Origin of the sequence: Pseudomonas sp. R11F, from assembly GCF_050312575.1 — a bacterium.
Taxonomy (GTDB): Bacteria; Pseudomonadota; Gammaproteobacteria; order Pseudomonadales; family Pseudomonadaceae; genus Aquipseudomonas; species Aquipseudomonas palleroniana.
Genome location: NZ_JBNPJU010000020.1, coordinates 71253 through 90439, shown reverse-complemented (window position 1 = coordinate 90439; position 19187 = coordinate 71253). Strand labels below are relative to the sequence as shown.

The following is a 19187-nucleotide window of genomic DNA, read 5'->3' as shown; positions in this document are numbered from 1 at the left end:
GGGTTCACGCGTTGCACAGTGATGGTGCGGGACGATTAACTATCTAACGCCTTGGTCAGGTTGGGGTGTTCAGGATGTCGGGACATTCGAACACACACCCAAGGAGCCCCCATGGACGATTCTTTTTCACGCGATAAACGCGCCGCGTTGCCCCAGGGGCACGCCAAGCTGGGTGCCTTGACCCCGGCGTTCATCAGCGCTGACGACGTGGCGCGCTATCTTCATGAGCGTATCGGCAACCAGCACGACAAGGAGTACGGTTGCGTAATCCTGCAGCGTCAAGCGGACCAGTTGTATGTCGGCACCGAGCCCCGGGCGGATCGGCCGACGACGTTCGACTTCACGCTGTTGCTCGACCGCATCAGTGCCGATGGCGAATACCGCCAGCCGGACGGCTATACGCTGGTTGCGACGTTGCATTCGCACCCCGACACCCAGGCCGACACCCAGAAGAAGAACCCGCGCTTTACGGTGCAGCAGGTCAAGGCCTTCATGAGCTTCTATTCCATTCCGGATGTGATCCTTACCCAGCAAGACCGGCTGACGCTGCCCTATGCATATCTGTCCGGCCCGGACGGCACGTTGCTGCGCTATCAGGTCAGCCACTCGGAGGAGGAGGCGCAGTATGCGCGGTGGTTGTCCGAGAGCGGCCCGTGGGACTCGCCGCATGCCCATGACGGCAGCCTCGAAGGGGTGTTCAAAAAACTCGCCGCGGTCGGCACCCTGCGATTTCTGCTTTCCAGCCCCAACTGGGGGGGATCGGTAGGGGACGTGCCTGCCGATTGGCAACCCTATCAGCCCTTCAGCGCGGCGCCGCTGCCCATGCCGTGTGGCCCGGTCTTCACCCGCCAGGAGCAGGCGCTGGCACACGCCTGGACGCGTATCCAGCGCCAACCCACCGTACGACAGCAGGTGCTGGTGTTACAGCACAGCGTCAAAGGCCTGTATACCGCCGCCGAACCGCAACCGCCCGCTCAGCTCAAGCAGCTGCCGCCCCTGCCGGAAGGCTTTCACCTGCACGGTGTGTACCTGCATTCGCGACCCTTGCCTGGCAACTATCCCGAGCTGGAAGCCTGGTTGTACAAGAACTTCATCAGCCCGCTGGAGCTGGCGCAGTGCATTGCCCAGTTTCGTGGCTATGCGCTGGCACAGCCTTCGACCCTGGGCGCCTCGCTGTTTATTCGCTTGCGTGATGAGGCGCTGTTGCGTTATCGCTTCTCCGGCTCGGCGGACGAGTCACTGCTGTTTGCGACTGAGGCCGATGGTGCGGTTCGTGATCAGGGCTTGCAGGCGCAGTTGGCCGGCGGCGCTTTGCTGACGCGCGACTATGTGCTGCGCGTGGCCAGGGCCGGCGAGCTGACGGTGGAAAAAACCAGTGCCCTGTGGGATCGCCCCGGAGTGGTCGACGCACACTGGCGCCCCTATTCGAACCGCGTACTGATGCCGCTCAAGCAGGCTTTTCTATCGGCCGACGACGCCGCCCGGCATGTGCACCTGCACATTGACGAGCAACGCGGTCCGACCTATGGCGGGTTGATCCTGCAGCGCAGCGACGGGCGTTTCGTGGCCACTGACCCGGTACGGGCTCAGGGCAGCCCGTTCACGCTGGATGGCGGCTACCCGAAGGACCGCCAAGGTGGCCTGATCGTTCTGCACGCCGGCCATCGCCTGCATGCGCGATATGGGTCGCGCGAGGCATTGTGGAAAACTGACCGCGCCCAGGGCACACGACTCAAGTGGAGCCACCAGGAAGCCGAGCTGCATGCGCAGATGTTCAGCGACCTGGATATACAGGCCATCCTGCAATCCCATTGTCCGGGCTACCTCTCGGGAACGCAGGACAGCCTGATCGCGTTCCAGCCGGGCGAGGCGACGGCGGCCTGGCGCCAGCAGTGGCAGACACCGGCTTCCGGCGGCATGAGCCCGATCGCCCAACGTCTGGACAGCGGCGCGATCAAGCCTGCCGATATTGTGCGCATCCTGGCCGAGCCTGGCACTCTGCGCGTGATGACCGCCAGCAAGCTGTGGGGGCCGGCGGAAAAGGTCGAGACGGATTGGGCGCCGTTCGTGCGGGTGCTGGAGTTTCAACGGCCCGACGCGTTGAGTTATGGCGCCGTGTTCGCCAGCGCCGACGCTGCGGCCCTGGACCTGCAGCATCGGCAACCGGAGCGCGCCTACCCGCGCTATGCCAACGTGTTCTTTGCGTTCATCTTCAAACACCAGAGCCGTGAGGAATATGTCGCCAGCGAGTGGGTGCCGGTCACGCAGAAAACCCCGCTGCTGTCGCTGCCGGGCGTGTCCGCCAACCCGGTGCCTGAAGGCTTTGCCTGCCAGGGTTTGTACTACACCCGGCAAACGCCTGGTAGCGGTTCGACGGCATGGCTGGAGCGGCTGTTTATCCTGCCCGATGATTTGAGCACGGCCATCATCGAGGGGCGCACCGCGATTCCTTCATCGAGCCGTGGTGCGACGATTTATATCGCGCCGCCGGAAGGTGCCTTGTTGAGTTACCGCTCGTCCTCGCCCCGTGGTCTGTTCGAGGCCGAGAGCAGCGGTGACAGCGTCGAGCAGATCAAGGCCAAGTTGAGTTTCGGTACCCTGGACGGGCTTGGGTTCGTGCGCAAGGTGGCTGCCGCCGGTGAGTTGCGGGTGGTTGCCGCCAGCCCCTGCTGGGACCGCCCGGGTATCGTCTCGGCCACCTGGGAGGCTTATGCGCATCTGCCGCGTCGGCACATGAGCGCGGCGTTCCTGTCGATGGACGATGCCGCCCGCTACGTGTGCAGCAGAATGTCACGAGGGGGCGGCACAAGAAGCTATGGCGGGGCGATTCTGCGTCGCGATGACGGCTGGTTCATCGCCAGCGAACCCCTGTGGCTTGCCGATGAGGCGTTGGAGCAGAGCTGGCTGTTTCCCGATGAGCTGGTGGCCCGTGGGCTTTACCCTGAGCGCTGCAAGCTGGTGGCCTATTACTCTTCGCGTCCGGTGATGCGGATGCCGTTCCTGCTGACGAGCGAGCAGGCCACGGTGTACAGCAACATGTTTTCCACCCGGCTGCTGGCCCACGCGATGAGCGAGGGCCACAAGGGCATCACGCACTATTCGCTGGGCCAGGACGGCTCGCTGATCCGCCTGCTGGCGACGGCCCGGGTCAAATACCCGCTGATCACTCAGGCCAACCTGGTCAAGCGCCCGCACAACCGTCGCGACTGGCTCTATGGCGAGACTGAATGCGCGTTGCGTTCCGGCGAGTTGACGCCTGTGGAGTACGTCAATCGGGTCGCCGCCTCGTTCTCCCTGGACGTGGTGCTGGGTAGCGCGCTGTGGGGCGCGCCAGGGCCGGTGTCGGGTTGGGTGCCTTACGCCACGCCGCAGAGCGCCGAGCGCGGTTATGTACGAGCGCGGCATGACCCGGCGTTTGGCCCGCTCTGTACTCAATTGGACGATGCTGCGCGGTCGTTGTCCCAGGCGCTGACGACGTGCGACGAGCTGCAGATCGGTTATCTGCTCAAGTCCCAGGACGGTCACTTCGTCGCGACCTTGCCAATCAAGGACAGTGGTGCGCGGTTCGCCCATCAACGGGTGTTCAGTGACGCGGGTTACCCGCGTGGCTACGCCATGGCCGGGCTGTACTTTTGCGTTTCGCAGCCTGTCGAGTTGCGTCCCCGTGGCGTCACCATCAGTGGCGACGAGATTTTTCAGGGGCTGTTTTCGCCCTACGACCTCAAGGATGCGCTGTATCAGGTCCGTGGCACCCGAGAGCGTGCCAGCCTGCCGTTGTACATCTTCTGTGCCGACGGCGCCTTGCTTAAGTTCGTGGTGGTCAACGATCGGTTTGTTCAGTACCGCGACCTGTCGGATTTGCACGCACGGGTGCTGAGCCCGCGCGATTTCATCCGGCGCATGGCGGCGGCCGGCGACTTGCGCATCCTGCGCTCCAGTGACAACTGGCCGGGCCTTGGCGTGGTGGACAGCCAGTGGCAACCGGGACGTTCGCAGGGTGTGCCGGCACCCGACGAACACACCCTGAGCCTGGGGCCGGTGTACATCCATACTGAAGATGCGGCGCTGCATATCCATGAACTGGCGGGGCAGTTTGCCGGCAAACAGTACCTGGGGGCGCAGCTGAAAAACACGGCGGGCAGTGGCTACCAACCGGTCCTCTCAACGCAGGACCAGGGTTACCCTTCCCTGGTCGCCGAGCGCTTGTTCCCCCAGGCTTTCAAGGGCATCGGCCCGGCCCGCAGGGTGCCGCAGCTGCCTGATGGCTACCGGTTCTGCGCCGCGCACCTGGTGTTTCACGACGGGCTCGACCAGCCTGAAAGGGCGAGTGAAGACAATTACCGCAGGTCCTTCGTCTCGTGGCGTGAAGTGGGTTTCTACGTCCACACCTTGAAGAGTGCCGGGGTGGCGATCAACGCGCTGTACCTGACCACACGCGATGGTGCCCTGTTGAGCTACCTGCCGAGTTTCAGCAACGATGAGTACAACCTGTTGGACGCCGGCCTCAAATGGTCCCAGGCCGGCGGCTACACCGCTTATGCGCCAGCGCCCTCCCATGTGGTTCTGGAACTGGCGCGCCTCGGTGAGTTGCGGGTGATTCACCCGTCGGCGTTCTGGCGTCTGCGCGGAAAACTCGGCGCGGACCTGGCCTCCTCGGTCGGCGAGGTGGTGCTGGTACCGACCAAAGACGAGCTATGAGCCGCTCGCGCTTTGCCAGAAAAACCGTGACAGCACCAGCCGGTCCAGGGCCCACATCAATACCAGTGAAACCCCCACCAGCGGGAACAGGAGCGCCAGGCCGAACATAATCACCATTGCGGTTTTCCACCTGGGCAGGTCATGGCGCAGCGGCGGAACCCCTAAACCGCCTGCTGGGCGGCGCTTCCACCAGATCACCAGGCCGCTGACCGCGCTGAGCAGAATCATCAGGCAGATCAGCAAGACGATGATCTGGTTCACCACGCCGAACATCTTGCCCTCGTGCAGCATCACGCCGGTCTCGGTGGCGCGTGCGACGTTGTTGTAGTGTTCCCAGCGCACATCGGCCAGGACCTTGCCGGTGTATTGATCCACATGCAGGGTGGCGTCGTTGCGCGGGTCGTCGGCGAATACCGCGACCGTGAACACGCCGGTGGCCGTGGTGGGGAAGGTGATGCTGTAGCCGGGCTCGACCTTGCGTGCGCTGGCCAGGTCGACCACTTGTTGCAGGCGCAGCGCCGGTGCGGCTGGGCCTGTATGCATGGCGCCGTGGTTCATGTGTTCGGCATGGTCGCCGGACATCGGCATGGGGGTGTTTTCCACGGCCCACGGCACGGTCTGTTGGCTGGCGGTATTGAGGGTGTGTGCCTGCTGGTCGGACTGCGGTACGTTGTTCCACATTGCGTCCGGGAAGCGGTTCCACAGCTGCGCATACTGCTTGCCCCAGAAGCCGGTCCAGGTCATGCCGCTGAGCAACATCACCAGCAGAAACGCGGCGCCCCAGAAACCGACCACGGCATGCATATCGCGCCAGAACACCCGGCCGCGTGCATTCAACCGAGGCCACAACACACCGGCCGCCGACTTGCCGCGCGGCCACCACAGGTACAGGCCCGACACCACTAGCATTACGCCCCAGCCGGCGGCGAGTTCCACCAGGCGATCGCCGACGGTGCCGATCATCAGCTCACCGTGCAGGGCACGGGCGATGGCTTGCAGGTTGTATTTGGCGTCCTGTTGGCCGAGCACGGTGCCACGATACGGGTCGACGAATACCGTCACTTCGCGGCCGTCGTTGTGCATGACGAACTGTGCGCTGCGGGTGGCGTCGGCCGGTGGCAGGTATTTGCTGATCCGGGCCTGGGGGAACGCGGCCTGGGCTCGTTGCAATTGCTCATCGGCACTCAGGGCATGCTCGGCGCTGGGCACGGTCAGCAGGTCGCCATACATCAGCGGGTCGAGCTGGGGTTTGAACAGGTAGATGATGCCGGTGAGGGCCAGCAACACCATGAACGGGGCGACGAACAGGCCGGCGTAGAAGTGCCAGCGCCAGGCCAGGTTGTAGAAGGAAACTTTTTGAGTGGACATCAGGGGCTCCGCAAGGCTTTGGTTTTTTTGTGTCAGGTAGGCCGCTAATCGGGGGCCAGCCCCCTCCCACATTGGAATGCATTGCAAATGTGGGAGGGGGCTGGCCGCGAGGCGGTCAGAAGCTCATGTCGACTTTGGTCCAGAGGGTGCGCCCCGGCTCCTTGAGGGCTTGCGGGTCGTTGGCCGGGTAGCCGAACCCGGCATTACCGGCCAGGTTCAGGTGCTCGGCATAAGCCTTGCCGAACAGGTTGTCGACGCCGGTGCTGACCTTGAAATTCTTATTGATGCGGTATGCGGCGTTCAGCGAGAACACACCAAAGCCGCCGCTCTTGTCGAAGTCCTTGCCGACCACGTTGCCCTGGTTCGGGGCGATGCGATTCTGCGCCGCGACCACCCGCCACAAGGCGCCGGCGCTCCAGTCATCTTCGCTGTAGGTCAGGCCGAAACGGGCATCGAGCGGTGGCATTTGCGGCAGTGCCTTGCCATCGCTGCTGTTCTTGCCCCAGGCGTAGGCGAGGGTGGCGTCGGCCTTCCAGTTACGCGTCAGCTTGTAGGCTGCGCCCAGTTCACCGCCCATGATGCGTGCATCGATATTACGTGCCTGGGAGGTGGTGCCCATCATGCCCGGCCTGTAGTCGAACAGAATGAAGTCCTGCACCCGGCCGATGTAACCCGAGGCCCAGGCTTCCAGATCGGCGGTTTTGTATTGCGCGCCGAAGTCGAGTTGGGTAGTTTTCTCAGGCTTGACGCCATCGAAGGCGTTGACCGAGCCGGCCGCGCCGGTGTTGGGGGAAAACAGTTCCCAGTAGTCCGGGAAACGTTCGGCGTGGCCCAAGCCAGCATAGACGGTGGTGGGTGTGTCAGCCAGATCGTGCTCGTAGCGCACAAAGCCCGAGGGCAGGGTATCGGCGCGCGTGTCGTCGGCGGTGGGGTTGGGGCGGGACATCATGCCCGAGCCGGTGGTCTGGCGGAAATCCTTGGCCGAGGCGCGGTCCAGGCGTGCCCCGGTGATCAGGCGGTCGCGGTCGGCGGCGTACCAGGTCAGTTCGCCGAACACGCCGTAGTTGTGGAAGTTGGCGTCCTTGTTGCGCGGCAGATCCTTGTACGTGTCGATGCCCATGCTGCTGCGCTGGCGGTGTTCATTGGTTTGCGCGTCCAGGCCGCTGATCAATTGCACATCGGCCCAGCGCCAGGTGGCCTTGATGCGGGCGCCGAGGGTGCGACGGTCGACGTTGGAGGCCATCGGCCCGGCCATCATTCCGGTGCCCGACGGTACGCGCAGGCTGTAGTTGTCCATCACGTGGTCGGCATAGTTGTAGTAGACCTGGGCTTCGACCTTGTCCAGCACTTCGCCGATGTTGGATTTCTCGAAACGCAGGCCCAGGCTTTCGCGCAGGAACTGCGAGCCGTCCATGCCGCGCCCGGCGTAACGCGCTTCCCCATCACCGCGCCCGGCAGTGAGTTCCAGCAGGGTGTCGGCGTCGGGCGTGAAACCGACGGCCACGTCGCCGTTCCACTTGTCGTAGCGCGAGGCGACCGTTTTGTTGTTGCCGTCCTTGTAATCATCGGCGTGGGCCTGGTTGCCGATCACCCGCACATAGCCCAGCGGCCCGCCGGCGGCTGCATCGATGACCTTGTCGAAACGCCCATTCGAACCGGCCAGCACGCTGGCGTTGACCCGCGTGCCCAGCTCACCGAACTGCTCGGGTTCGCGGTCGAACAGGATCGTGCCGGCCGATGCGCCTGGGCCCCAGAGCACGGTTTGCGGGCCTTTGATCACGGTCAGCTTGTCGTAGGTCTCCGGCGAGATGTACGAGGTGGGCGCATCCATCCGCCCGGGGCAGGCGCCGAGCATCATGCCGCCGTTGGTGAGGATGTTCAGGCGCGAGCCGAACATGCCGCGCAGCACCGGGTCGCCATTGGTGCCGCCATTGCGCACCAGGGCAAAGCCGGGGATGGTCTTGAGGTAGTCGCCACCGTCGCTGGCGGGCACCGGTTGGCGCGGGTCTTTCGGGTTGGTGATGACCGTCAGCGGCGAGCTCGGCGCGATCGCGGTGATCACGGTAGGGCTCAACTCGTGCTCGTCGGCATGGGCCTGTGGAACCAGCAGTGCGCCGCACAGAACGGCGAAAACGGGGGAGCGTCCCAAACGGGAGTCAGCAGAAAACCTGGACATGAAAAATTCCATCAATCATTCGTAAACAACACGGCCAGCAGCCTGCGGCTGTCTGTCTAAAGTCGGCCGGGGTGAAGTAACGGTGCTTGGTGCGCTTACGCAGGGACGGGTGGGGCGCGGCTGCGGGCGCCGGGGAAGATGTTCTGCCGGGCATGGCCCAGGCGCGTGGCGGGGGTGAGGGCGTTGGCGGGCGGCGGGGGATCGAGCAGCACCGGCGAAACGCTGCCGGGCAGCGCCGGGCAGCTGAAGAGCAGGTCGCAATAGCCGCACTTGGCCCAGAGTGCGTGGTGTTCGTCAGGTGCTTTTTTGTGATGGGCTTGGCCATGCTCCATCGGCATGCTCATCGACATACCGGCGTGATGATCCATCGGCATCGCTTGAGAGATCAGCGGACCGATAAAGATCATCAACATGGCGAACAGGCTGATCCAACTGCCGCGCTTCACGCGGCGGTGTACCGATAGCCTGGCGCGAGGAGCGCCCATTGCGTGTCAGCCTATTGGGCGTGCTTATGCTCGTGGCCGGCCATCGGCGGTGCTTTCTGCACCGAGACCTGTACCTGCACCTTGCCGGCTTTTTCGAAGGTCAATACCAGTGGGAACTGCTTGCCATCGGTCAACAGGCTGCGGTCTTTGAGCCCCAGCAACATCACGTGATAGGCCATCGGTGCGAAGGTCAGCTCGCCCTTGGCCGGCACCGCCACGCTGGGTACTTGCTGCATCTTCATCAAGTCGCCCTGCATCACATGCTCATGCAACTCGGCCTTGTCCGCCACCGGCGTTTGCACGCTGAGCAGGCGGTCCGGCGTTTCACCGGTGTTATGAATCACAAAGTACGCCGCGACGGTCGGCGCATTGGGCGGCAACTCCTGGGACCAGGGTTGGCTGACCAGCAAGTCGCCGGCCTTGTAGTCCTCGGCGTTGGCAGCACTGAACACCGGCAACAGCAACGCAGCCAGAAGCAGGGAAGATTTGAGCATGGCAGTTCTCCAGAACGGTTCTAAACGCAGTTCACTTGCGAAGACATCAGGCCGTTGGAGAGGCGCGAGGGTTGAGGCTGGGCCATTGCTGGCGCGGGGTTGGGGTTTGCAGCCGAGGCGCCGGCAAGCTCTGCGCGGCGTCGAACCGGGTGACATACAACTGCGGCACATGCCCCGGCAGCGCCACCAACGGCGCCGAGCCCGAGCAACACCAGCAGTGCTGCATGGCGGAGTGATCGTCCTGCTGCGGCGCCGGAATCTCCAGTTTGCCCAGGGCAATGGTCTTCAGGCTGGCGCCATTGGAGGAGCAGAAACTGCCCCACAGCAATTGCTGCACGGGGTCCTGGGACTGTTGCATCGCCCCGGCCATCGGCATGGCAAAGGCGTTGAACAGCACTGCAAGGCAGGCGATCCACACAATTGCAAAGCGTTGACGGGCCATGGCGGACAATCCGTAGGGGTTTAACGATCAGGGTATTTAGCCTGATCGGGGGGGATAAGTAAAAAGGGGCGGTGTGGTTTGGTGTCGCAGTGCCGGGTTTGAGGATAGACGGGGAATCGATTGGACGCCGATTTTCTAAGCTGCGCAGTTTGAATGTGGGACTTGCGGTGTTTGGTGCGCCTCAGGCTCTGGGCCTGAATTTGAACGTCTTTCGCGGGAATATCCGACAAGTCTTTGAGGTTGCCCCTAGGACACTCGATCTCTAGTCTCCGTACACCGCTGTGAACTCAGCGGTCGGGCGTCGCGGCCCGGATTTTCTAAGAGCAAAAGCACTATCGTCTGCTTTCAGTTGATGCTTTTTTATCGTCTACTGTGCGGCGCAATGGTGGCTGTGCGCGGGATACCTTCGGGTATGCCGGGTTGCCTTAGGACCGGTCCGCGAACCTGCGTACAGCTGCCACCCCCTCGCGTCGCGGCGAATCAGTGGCAGCTCCACTTTTCTAAGGAGCTTCACAATGATTAAACCCACCCCAAATCCCCCCATCCGGCTCTTCACCGTGGCCGATGAAATCAGCACCGAAGACCTGTTGGTCAACCTCAGCGAAACACTCGCCTCGGCCAATGCACTGAGTTGCGATATTGCGTTTAACCTGGAAGGCTCGAAACGAGAGGAGTTGCTGGGCGTTGCGCAGTTGATTGAGTTGGCGCAGTTGCTTGCGCATCGCGTGCACGACGGTGTTGGACAAACAATGCCTACGATGAGTTAGAAGCCTTATGTCAAATCGTTCCTGCGTTCACCCGGAGGAACGATTAGTGACGTGGAGCTGTAAATTATGCAGTTGGAACTCCGTGGACCTGCATATCAACGCCCAAGGCTTTTCTAATCACCGCAAAAATCGCCGCAAGGTTATCCATGCTTGGGTTGCCACTGGCTGACAGCATTCGGTGCAGGCTTTTACTCGGTTTGGCGGTTTCTTTCGCAAGTCCCTCGAAACCCACCGTTGCGTTAACTAGATCACGCAGAATCACGCGTGAAATTTCCGGTTCACCATTGAGAAACAGCGTAGCTGCCTCGTCAAGGAGCGCTTGGGCAAATTCAGGGTCGCGCTGAGCACGTTCGGCGATGGTGTGTTTGTAGCTGCGGGTTAGCGCCATGCGGGTCACCTCTTTTGTTCCAGTTTCTTGCAACGCTGATGCTCAATAACCAGCGACTTTACGGCTTTGATATCGCGCTTCTGAGTGGACTTGTCTCCACCACCGAACAGGATGATTAGTCGTTGACCTTCTTGTATGAGATAGATTCTTAGGCCAGGCCCCCAGTCGATGCGGTATTCGCCGATCCCATCGAACCACTTGATGTTGCTGGTGTTACCCATTTCAAGTCGAACCAACGCCGTGGAAACCCTGCTTGCCGCCGATACACTCAAAGATGAAAACCATTCATCGAACGGGCTCGACTGGTTATCGCGTCGGTATTCTTCAATCTCAATCATCAGCCGTCCTGAAGGTAACAAATAGGTTACTAATCAAGCAAGCGAGCAATCCTGACTTATCGAATGAAATTTGCCAATGCGATGAGTGTTTCTTCAGGCGACAAGAATTCGCGCTCTACTAGAGCCAACACCGGCCGCTTCAACACCAGCACCGGCACACCTCGCTCCCGCGCTACTTCCAGCTTCGGCTCCGTCGCTGCGCTACCGCTGTTCTTGCTGATCAACACATCAATCGCGCGCCGTTCAAACAACGCGCGTTCGTCTTCGATCAAAAACGGCCCACGCGCGCCGATCACTTCACACCGCTCATTCCCCGGATACACGTCCAGCGCGCGCAGTGTCCAGAACTGGTCAACCGGGATTTCATCGAGGTGCTGCAACGGTTCGCGGCCCAATGTGAATAGGGGGCGCTTGAAGGGTTTCAGGGCGGTGATCAAGTCGGCCCAATCGCTGACCTCACGCCAATCATCCCCGGCCTGCGGCTGCCATGCCGGACGCCGCAGCGCCCAGCAAGGGATGCCACTCAACTGTGCAGCCTCGGCGGCATTGCGGCTGATCTGTGCCGCGTAGGGATGGGTCGCGTCGAGAATCAGACCAATTCCCTCGTCCCGAACAAACGTCGTCAAGCCCTCGGCCCCGCCGTAGCCGCCAACCCGCACCTGGCACGTGAGGTCCGTCGGCACGCGGCCCACTCCGGCCAGACTGTAGATATGCTCTGGCCCCAGAGTCCGCGCAATTGCCAGCGCCTCGGTCACGCCGCCCAGCAGCAAGATGCGTTTCATAGCGGCTTGACCACGTCCAGCAAGGTAATCGGCAATGCCTGGCGCCAGGTATCGAACTCGCCCAGCGGCTGCGCCTGCGCCACATGGACGCGGGTCAGCTCGCCGCCATGCTGGGCGCGCCAGTTCATCAAGGTCATTTCGCTTTGCAGGGTCACTGCGTTGGCCACCAGTCGCCCGCCGGGGCGCAGGTGTTGCCAGCAGGTCTCGAGCACGCCGTCGCGAGTGACGCCGCCGCCGATGAAGATCGCGTCCGGTGCCTCCAGGCCGCGTAACGCCTCGGGCGCCTTGCCGCGAACCAGTTGCAGCCCAGGCACGCCCAGCGCATCGCGGTTGTGTTCGATCAGGCCCTGGCGACCTTCATCCGCTTCAATCGCCAGCGCACGGCAACTGGGGTGCGCACGCATCCATTCGATACCAATGGAGCCGCTGCCCGCGCCCACATCCCACAGCAGTTCACCGGGCATCGGCGCGAGGCGGGCGAGGGTCATGGCGCGCACGTCGCGCTTGGTCAATTGACCGTCGTGCTTGAAGGCGGAATCGGGCAGGCCCGCCAGGCGTGACAGGCGGGGTGTTGCGCAGGAGGCTACGCAGTCGATGGCGACCAGGTTCAAATCGGCGACTGAAGCCTGTTGCCAATCAGCCGCCAAACCGTCGATACGCCGCTCGTCCGCGCCGCCCAGGTGTTCAAACACGCTCAACCGGCTGGGCCCGAACCCGGATTCAGCCAGCAACGAGGCGATCGCAGCAGGGCTGCGACCGTCGTTGCTCAACACCAGCAACCGCGCGCCGCTGGCCAAGTGCATATTCAGCGCCGCCAAGGGCCGGGCCACCACGGATAACGTCACCACTTCCTGCAATGGCCAGCCCAATCGCGCCGCCGCCAGCGACACCGACGACGGCGCCGGCACTATCAGCAACTCTGCCGCCGGCACCTGCCGCGCCAGGCTGGCGCCCACGCCATAGAACATCGGATCACCGCTGGCCAGCACGCACACCGGTTCGCCACGCCGAGCCAGCACCGGCTCCAGGGAAAACGGGCTTGGCCACGCTTGGCGCTCACCCCGAATGCATACCGGCAACAGGTCCAGCTGGCGCTGGCCGCCTATGATCCGCGTGGCGCGCAACAGGGCATGCCGGGCATTCCTGCCCAGCCCCTTGAAACCGTCTTCACCGATGCCTACAACCGTCAGCCAGGGCGACATATGAATTCCTTGAACGACATCCGACGGGCAGGCTTTTCATGCCGCCGGACAAAGCAGGCATAATACCGCGCCTTGACCCGTCAACCGGTAGCCCCGTGAACCCAACGCCCGCTGTGAATACCTTGCGCCCCTCGGCTTGTCCGGGGTTGCTGCGTATCGTCCAGGCGCTGGATGGCGGCATTTGCCGGGTCAAACTGGCGGGCGGTTCAATCACCGCCGCCCAAGCCGGCGCCGTGGCAGACGCGGCCCAGGCCTATGCCGGTGGGGTGATCGAGGCGACCAACCGCGCCAACCTGCAGATTCGCGGAATCGGTGCCGACCAGGAAGCGCTGATTGCGACGCTGCTGGCCGCAGGTCTTGGCCCCCGCAACGCCGGCGGCGACGACGTGCGCAACCTGATGCTCAGCCCCAGCGCCGGTATCGACCCGCAAATGCTGTTCGACACTCGCCCGTTGGCCGACCAGATTCTCGCCACCTTGCAAAGCCATCCGCGCTTCCATGAGCTGTCGGCCAAGTTCGCGGTGCAGCTGGATGGTGGCGAAGCCCTGGCGATGCTCGAACATCATCACGATCTGTGGCTGTCGGCGTTTGTACGCGACGGCCAGACGCTGCTCGCGTTCGGCCTGGCCGGTTGCCCTGGGCTGAATGCACCGTTGGGCGCCGTACCGCTGGAGCAGGGCCATGCCCTGGCGGTGGCGGTCCTGGAAGCGTTCCTCGATCTGGCGAGCCCTGCGCAAACCCGCATGCGCCATCTGCCCGTGGAGAGTGTGTTGGGCCGTCTCAACCTGCCGCTGCTGCCCACCGACGGCTTCAAACGTCCGCCCAGCGGTGCGTTGCTGCACCTCGGAACCTATCCACAGGAGCAAAAGAACCAGTTCTACGTCGCCGCTATCGCCCCGTTGGGCCGCCTGGATTCGACGATGCTCAAAGGCGCTGCGCAACTGGCCGACGAGTACGGCGACGGCACCTTGCGTTTCACGCCTTGGCAAGGCGTGCTGCTGCCCTACGTCGAAAAGCCGCACGCAGTGACCCAACGCCTGGCGCAGTTGGGCTTTCTCTGTTCTATCGAGCAGCCCCTGGCGCGCATGATCGCCTGCACCGGCTCCAGCGGCTGCGGCAAAGCCCTGGCCGACACCAAGGCTGACGCGGTGCAACTCGCCGCGTTGCACCCCGGCCATGACGTGCACCTGTCCGGCTGCCCGCGTTCCTGCGCCGCCGCGCACACCGCGCCGGTCACGCTGCTGGCGGTAAGCCCGGGCCACTACGACCTCTATTTTCGTGATCCAGCCCAACCCGGTTTCGGCCGGCTGCACGCGCACAACCTTTCCATTGAAGCGACGGGCGCCTTGCTACGCGCCCGCCCACGGAGCAACACCGATGATTGATTACATCCGCGACGGTCAGGAGATCTATCGCAACTCCTTTGCCATTATTCGCGCGGAAGCCAAGTTGGACCGCATCCCGGCCGACCTGGAAAAACTCGCGGTGCGCGTGATTCATGCGTGCGGCATGGTCGAGGCAATCGACGGCCTGCAGTTTTCCGAAGGCGCGGGCCAGGCCGGGCGCGCTGCGTTGGCCGCTGGCGCGCCGATTCTGTGTGATGCGCGAATGGTCTCCGAAGGCGTGACCCGAGCACGCCTGCCGGCCAATAACCCCGTGATCTGCACCCTGCGCGACGACAGCGTGCCGCAATTGGCGCGGGAGTTGGGCAACACCCGTTCCGCCGCCGCCCTGGAGCTGTGGCGCCCGCACCTGGAAGGTAGCGTGGTGGTGATCGGCAACGCGCCGACGGCCTTGTTCTACTTGCTGGAAATGCTCGACGCCGGCGCCCCGAAACCGGCATTGATCCTGGGTTTCCCGGTGGGGTTTGTCGGCGCTGCCGAATCCAAGGCCATGCTTGCAGCCGATAGCCGTGGCGTGCCCTTTGTGATCATGCAGGGCCGCCTGGGCGGCAGTGCGATGGCTGCCGCTGCGGTCAACGCCTTGGCCACGGAGGTCGAATAATGCAGGCACGCGGACGTTTGATCGGCCTGGGCGTCGGCCCCGGTGACCCGGAACTCATCACCCTCAAGGCCCTGCGCCTGCTGCGCGAATCGCCGGTGGTGGCGTACTTCGTGGCCAAGGGCAAGAAGGGCAACGCCTTCGGCATCATCGAAGACCACCTGGTGCCGCAACAGACCCTGATGCCGCTGGTGTACCCGGTGACCACCGAGGTGTTGCCGGCACCGATGTCCTATGAACAGGTCATCAGCGATTTCTACGACGCCGCCAGTGTCGACGTGGCCGCGCACTTGGACGCCGGCCGCGACGTGGCGGTGATCTGCGAAGGCGACCCGTTCTTCTATGGCTCCTACATGTACCTGCACGACCGCCTGGCCGAACGCTATGAAGCCCAGGTCATTCCGGGGGTGTGTTCGATGCTCGGTGGTGCGTCGGTGCTCGGCGCGCCGTTGGTGTATCGCAACCAGAGCTTGTCGGTGCTTTCGGGCGTGTTGCCCCACGACGATCTCAAGCGCCGCCTGGCGGACGCCGATGCCGCGGTGATCATGAAGCTGGGGCGCAACTTTCCCAAGGTGCGCCAGGTGCTCGAAGAGCTCGGCTTGGCCAAGCGTGCGCTGTATGTGGAGCGCGCGACCATGGCCAACCAGAAGATCGTACCGCTGGATCAGGTTGATCCTGCTTCGTCGCCGTACTTTTCGTTGATAATCGTACCCGGTGAACGGTGGCAAGGTTGATGAGCCCGGCGATTGTCATCCTCGGCCAGGGCAGCCTGGCCACTGCGCGCAAGATCCAGCAGGTGTACCCCGGCGCCTTGATCTACGGCCTGGCGGCTCGGGTCGACGGCGCCGACAGGGTCTACAGTGAGTTCGGTACGACCCTGCGCCAGCTCTATCAACAAGGCACGCCGCTGATTGCGCTGTGCGCCGCCGGCATTGTGATCCGCACCCTGGCGCCGCTGCTGCTGGAAAAGGGCGAAGAACCCGCCGTGCTGGCGGTTGCCGAAGACGGTAGCGCCGTGGTGCCGCTGCTCGGCGGGCTGGGCGGCGTGAACGTCATGGCACGCGACATTGGCGCTGCGCTGCAGGTGGCCGCTGCGATTACCACCAGTGGCGAGCTGCGTTTCGGCACTTGCCTGCTCAACCCGCCCAAGGGCTATGAGTTGGCGGATCTGGAGCTGGGCAAGCGCTTCGTTTCCGACCTGCTGGCCGGTGAAAGGGTACGCATCGAGGGCGTAGCGCCGTGGTTGGACCAGGCCAACCTGCCCCAGGACGCACAGGCACGCCTGGCGATTCACGTGGGCAATGCCGAGCGCAGCCCAGCGCCCGATGAGTTGCTGATTTATCCGAAGAACGTGAGCGTGACCTGCAAGCCAGGTGCACAACTGGCTGAGCGTGTGCGCACGGCGCTGCGTGAGGCGGGTATCGCCGTGCAATCCCTGGCGTGCCTGCTGGCCAGCGATACGCACATGGCTGAAGCGTCGTTGCACGCAGCGGCGTTGGAGCTGGGTGTACCGCTGCGTTTCGTCAGTGCCGGCCGCGATGCCGATATCGTCATCGATGTCGCCGAGCAACCATTGGACCTGTCGCAAGTCGGCCGGGTGCGTGGCCGCCTTGCCGTGATCGGCCTGGGCCCTGGCGCAGCCGAGTTGATGGTGCCGGCGGTCAAGGCTGAACTGGCGCGTTGCACCGACGTGCTGGGTTATGAAACCTACGTGCGCATGGCCGGCCCGTTTCGTGACGATCAGGTGCAGCACTGCACCGATAACCGCGAAGAAATGCAGCGCGCGCGCCACGCTTTCGAGCTGGCGGCCCAGGGGCGCTCGGTGGTGGTGGTGTCGTCCGGCGACCCGGGCGTGTTCGCCATGGCCGCCGCGGTGATCGAGGCTTTGCACGAGTCCACCGACCCGACGTGGCATCAGGTCGACCTGCAAATCCTGCCGGGTGTCTCGGCCTCGCTCGCCACCGCCGCCCAGGCGGGGGCGCCGTTGGGCCATGACTTCTGTGTGATGTCGCTGTCGGACAACCTCAAGCCGTGGTCGATCATCGAAAAACGCCTGGACCTCGCGTCCCAGGCCGATCTGGCGCTGGCGTTCTACAATCCGATCTCCCGCTCACGCCCGTGGCAGCTGGGGCGTGCACTGGAAATCGTGGCACTGCACCGCACGCCTGAAACGCCCGTGGTGCTGGGGCGCGATATCGGTCGTCCGGGCCAGACCCTGCGTGTCACTACGTTGGGGCAACTGACGCCGGAGCAGGTGGACATGCGCACCATGGTGTTGATCGGCTCGTCCACTACCTGCACATTCCCGCGTGCCGGTGGCGGTCAATGGGTATATACACCGCGCTGGTACGGCGAAAAGCCTGCGTCCTGAAAACGCTTCATTGGTCGCCGGAAAGCTCCGAATGACCCAGGGATTTTCCTGGCGTCGTTCGGGGCTTTTTCTTTTTTCTGCGACGAAATCCGCCAGCCTGCCCGTCACGCGGCGTGATTGCTGGGCAGCGCGCTTCGCCGGGTTGGGCCAAGGGATTTATAGCGTCTGGAAAGCCCATCAGCCCGTGGACTAGGGTGGACATAAGCCCCGAGTTGGGGTGCTTGTGGAGAATCAAAATGGAGCGACATCACAGAGGGATCAGCAGTACAAAACGGCGCAAGTTGATTGCTGCCTATAAGCTGCCGGGAGCATCAGCCAGGCAGGCGGTTTTACCGCAGGACGCCGAGGACGACTTCAATGCAGCCGTGGTCAACAATGGCGTCATCTCGTTTGCCGAAGGCTTGTCCGGCCTGAACAGGGAGTACGTGCGTAAAAGCTATTTGCTGGCCAGCAGCTACGTCAGCGATGTGCTGAAAGTGCACCGTGGAACCGAGGATTGGTACGACGAATTCATCAAGGTGATGGTCAGCCTGGGGTGGTTGCCGGTGCGCAGCAGCTTCGAGCGGGTCTCACGTATGGGCAAGGGCCTGACCGTGCAATTGGCGGCGCTGAACCTCATCGCCGGCATGCTGGCGTCGAGTGCCTTGTCCGGGCCGCTGCTCACTGCGCTGCCGAAACTGGCGGCCGATGCATTGGAGGCGTTGAAGCAGACGCCGGCGTCGTTCGAGTTGTTCAAACGCAATAGCTCGGTGCATCAGGGCGGTGATTTTGGCCTGGCGTCTTGTGCGCAAACCGAGGGTGGATTGATGATGGTGCTGGTGACCTACAGCACCCGTGGCGTGGATAAACAGGTGGGCTTGCCCTTCCTGGAGTGGGACAGCTCCTCGTTCGAGGCTTTCAGCGGGCAGACCTGCCTGGTGCTGAACACCACGGTGGTCAACGAAAAGACCCTTCAGCTGATGCGCGAGAGTGCGGGAGACAAGGTGCAACTGGCGATCGCCAAGTACCGCATCTAGGGCACCAGGTAACCGCGCACGCCGGTAAAGATGATCTGCGCGGCCAGCGCGCAGACGAACAACCCCATCAGCCGGCTGACAATCTGCAAGCCCTGGTCGCCAAGAATGCGTTCAATGCGGTTGGACAAATACAGCACCACACCGACCGTGAGGCTGGCCAGGGCGATGCTGAGGATGGCCATGATCTTGTCATCCCAATGCGGCTGGCTCACGCCCATCACCAGCAGGGCGCCGATCGTACCGGGGCCGACCGTGAGGGGGATGGTCAGCGGTACGATGGTCACGTCCTGCTGCACATTGTCGGCCTGTACCGCCGACTTGCCCTGGGCCATGCCCAGGGCGGAAATGAACAGTACGCTACCGGCGCCGATGCGGAAGGCATCCACCGTGATGCCGAAGACACTGAAAATCACGCGGCCGAACAGGTAGAGCAGCACGCTCGACACCAGTGTGGCCAGCGCCACTTTCCACGCCAGGCGCCGACGCTCCTTGCTGGAATAACCCCGGGTAAGGCTGATAAAACAGGACAGCACGAAGAACGGGCTGTAGAGCACCAGCATTTTCAGGTAGACGCTGAATAACACGTGGAGCATGTGAGTGGCTCGTGGTGGATAAAGTGTGTGGAGTCTATCAGGCGGCACACACCAAATCTGCAAGGG

17 protein-coding genes are annotated in these 19187 nt (G+C 63.2%); 7 read left to right on the top strand and 10 right to left on the bottom strand.

Features of this window, described 5'->3' with window-relative positions; genetic code table 11:
* Window positions 1-111 precede the first annotated feature (111 nt).
* Window positions 112-4698, top strand: coding sequence for a DUF4329 domain-containing protein (locus tag ACQRBV_RS06180; RefSeq protein WP_411985104.1), 4587 nt, complete (start codon window positions 112-114; stop codon window positions 4696-4698).
* Here ACQRBV_RS06180 and ACQRBV_RS06175 read toward each other — a convergent pair.
* From ACQRBV_RS06175 to ACQRBV_RS06155, 5 genes are all read right to left on the bottom strand, one after another.
* Window positions 4693-6066, bottom strand: a complete 1374-nt coding sequence (locus ACQRBV_RS06175) for a PepSY-associated TM helix domain-containing protein (protein WP_411985105.1) — start codon at window positions 6064-6066, stop codon at window positions 4693-4695. The two genes, ACQRBV_RS06180 and ACQRBV_RS06175, sit on opposite strands and share 6 nt — an antisense overlap.
* 115 nt (window positions 6067-6181) lie before the next feature.
* On the bottom strand, window positions 6182-8242 hold the full coding sequence (locus ACQRBV_RS06170) for a TonB-dependent copper receptor (protein WP_411985106.1): 2061 nt from the start codon (window positions 8240-8242) through the stop codon (window positions 6182-6184).
* Window positions 8243-8337: 95 nt separating this feature from the next.
* A complete protein-coding gene (locus ACQRBV_RS06165; RefSeq protein WP_411985107.1) occupies window positions 8338-8727 on the bottom strand; it encodes a DUF2946 domain-containing protein in 390 nt (129 codons plus the stop codon).
* Between the two features lie 11 nt (window positions 8728-8738).
* Entirely contained in the window at window positions 8739-9221 is a 483-nt protein-coding gene (locus ACQRBV_RS06160; RefSeq protein ID WP_060755042.1) for a copper chaperone PCu(A)C, read from the bottom strand.
* Window positions 9222-9267: 46 nt separating this feature from the next.
* Window positions 9268-9663, bottom strand: coding sequence for a DUF2946 domain-containing protein (locus tag ACQRBV_RS06155; RefSeq protein WP_244701804.1), 396 nt, complete (start codon window positions 9661-9663; stop codon window positions 9268-9270).
* Window positions 9664-10178: 515 nt separating this feature from the next.
* Here ACQRBV_RS06155 and ACQRBV_RS06150 point away from each other — a divergent pair.
* The gene (locus ACQRBV_RS06150) at window positions 10179-10430 is read left to right on the top strand and encodes a DUF6124 family protein (protein ID WP_104995392.1); all 252 of its coding nucleotides are present in this window, start codon (window positions 10179-10181) and stop codon (window positions 10428-10430) included.
* A 64-nt stretch (window positions 10431-10494) separates the two neighbouring features.
* Here the strand turns inward: ACQRBV_RS06150 and ACQRBV_RS06145 are convergent, their stop codons facing one another.
* The 4 genes from ACQRBV_RS06145 to cbiE are packed head-to-tail and all read right to left on the bottom strand — an operon-like array spanning window position 10495 to window position 13140.
* Entirely contained in the window at window positions 10495-10818 is a 324-nt protein-coding gene (locus ACQRBV_RS06145; RefSeq protein ID WP_046485680.1) for a DNA-binding protein, read from the bottom strand.
* Window positions 10819-10823: 5 nt separating this feature from the next.
* The gene (locus tag ACQRBV_RS06140; protein WP_104995393.1) at window positions 10824-11156 is read right to left on the bottom strand and encodes a type II toxin-antitoxin system RelE/ParE family toxin; all 333 of its coding nucleotides are present in this window, start codon (window positions 11154-11156) and stop codon (window positions 10824-10826) included.
* Between the two features lie 56 nt (window positions 11157-11212).
* The gene (locus ACQRBV_RS06135) at window positions 11213-11938 is read right to left on the bottom strand and encodes a cobalt-precorrin-6A reductase (RefSeq protein WP_411985108.1); all 726 of its coding nucleotides are present in this window, start codon (window positions 11936-11938) and stop codon (window positions 11213-11215) included.
* Complete coding sequence (gene cbiE, locus ACQRBV_RS06130; protein WP_411985109.1) at window positions 11935-13140, bottom strand: precorrin-6y C5,15-methyltransferase (decarboxylating) subunit CbiE; 1206 nt, start codon at window positions 13138-13140, stop codon at window positions 11935-11937. The genes ACQRBV_RS06135 and cbiE overlap by 4 nt, the downstream gene beginning before the upstream one ends.
* Before the next feature lie 38 nt (window positions 13141-13178).
* Between cbiE and cobG the strand changes: the two genes are divergently transcribed.
* The 5 genes from cobG to ACQRBV_RS06105 all read left to right on the top strand — a co-directional run bounded on the left by cobG (window position 13179) and on the right by ACQRBV_RS06105 (window position 18528).
* On the top strand, window positions 13179-14525 hold the full coding sequence (gene cobG, locus ACQRBV_RS06125) for a precorrin-3B synthase (protein WP_411985110.1): 1347 nt from the start codon (window positions 13179-13181) through the stop codon (window positions 14523-14525).
* Window positions 14518-15144 (top strand): precorrin-8X methylmutase, encoded by a 627-nt coding sequence (locus tag ACQRBV_RS06120; RefSeq protein ID WP_090367047.1) that lies wholly within the window; start codon window positions 14518-14520, stop codon window positions 15142-15144. Before cobG ends, ACQRBV_RS06120 begins: the two co-directional genes overlap by 8 nt.
* Window positions 15144-15875: a precorrin-2 C(20)-methyltransferase gene (locus ACQRBV_RS06115; protein ID WP_205344195.1), complete on the top strand. Its 732-nt coding sequence runs from the start codon at window positions 15144-15146 to the stop codon at window positions 15873-15875. Before ACQRBV_RS06120 ends, ACQRBV_RS06115 begins: the two co-directional genes overlap by 1 nt.
* The gene (gene cobJ, locus ACQRBV_RS06110; protein WP_060755030.1) at window positions 15875-17512 is read left to right on the top strand and encodes a precorrin-3B C(17)-methyltransferase; all 1638 of its coding nucleotides are present in this window, start codon (window positions 15875-15877) and stop codon (window positions 17510-17512) included. The genes ACQRBV_RS06115 and cobJ overlap by 1 nt, the downstream gene beginning before the upstream one ends.
* A gap of 236 nt (window positions 17513-17748) precedes the next feature.
* A complete protein-coding gene (locus ACQRBV_RS06105; RefSeq protein ID WP_161547809.1) occupies window positions 17749-18528 on the top strand; it encodes a hypothetical protein in 780 nt (259 codons plus the stop codon).
* Here the strand turns inward: ACQRBV_RS06105 and ACQRBV_RS06100 are convergent.
* Window positions 18525-19121: a MarC family protein gene (locus tag ACQRBV_RS06100; protein WP_060755028.1), complete on the bottom strand. Its 597-nt coding sequence runs from the start codon at window positions 19119-19121 to the stop codon at window positions 18525-18527. The genes ACQRBV_RS06105 and ACQRBV_RS06100 overlap by 4 nt on opposite strands.
* Between the last annotated feature and the right edge of the window lie 66 nt (window positions 19122-19187).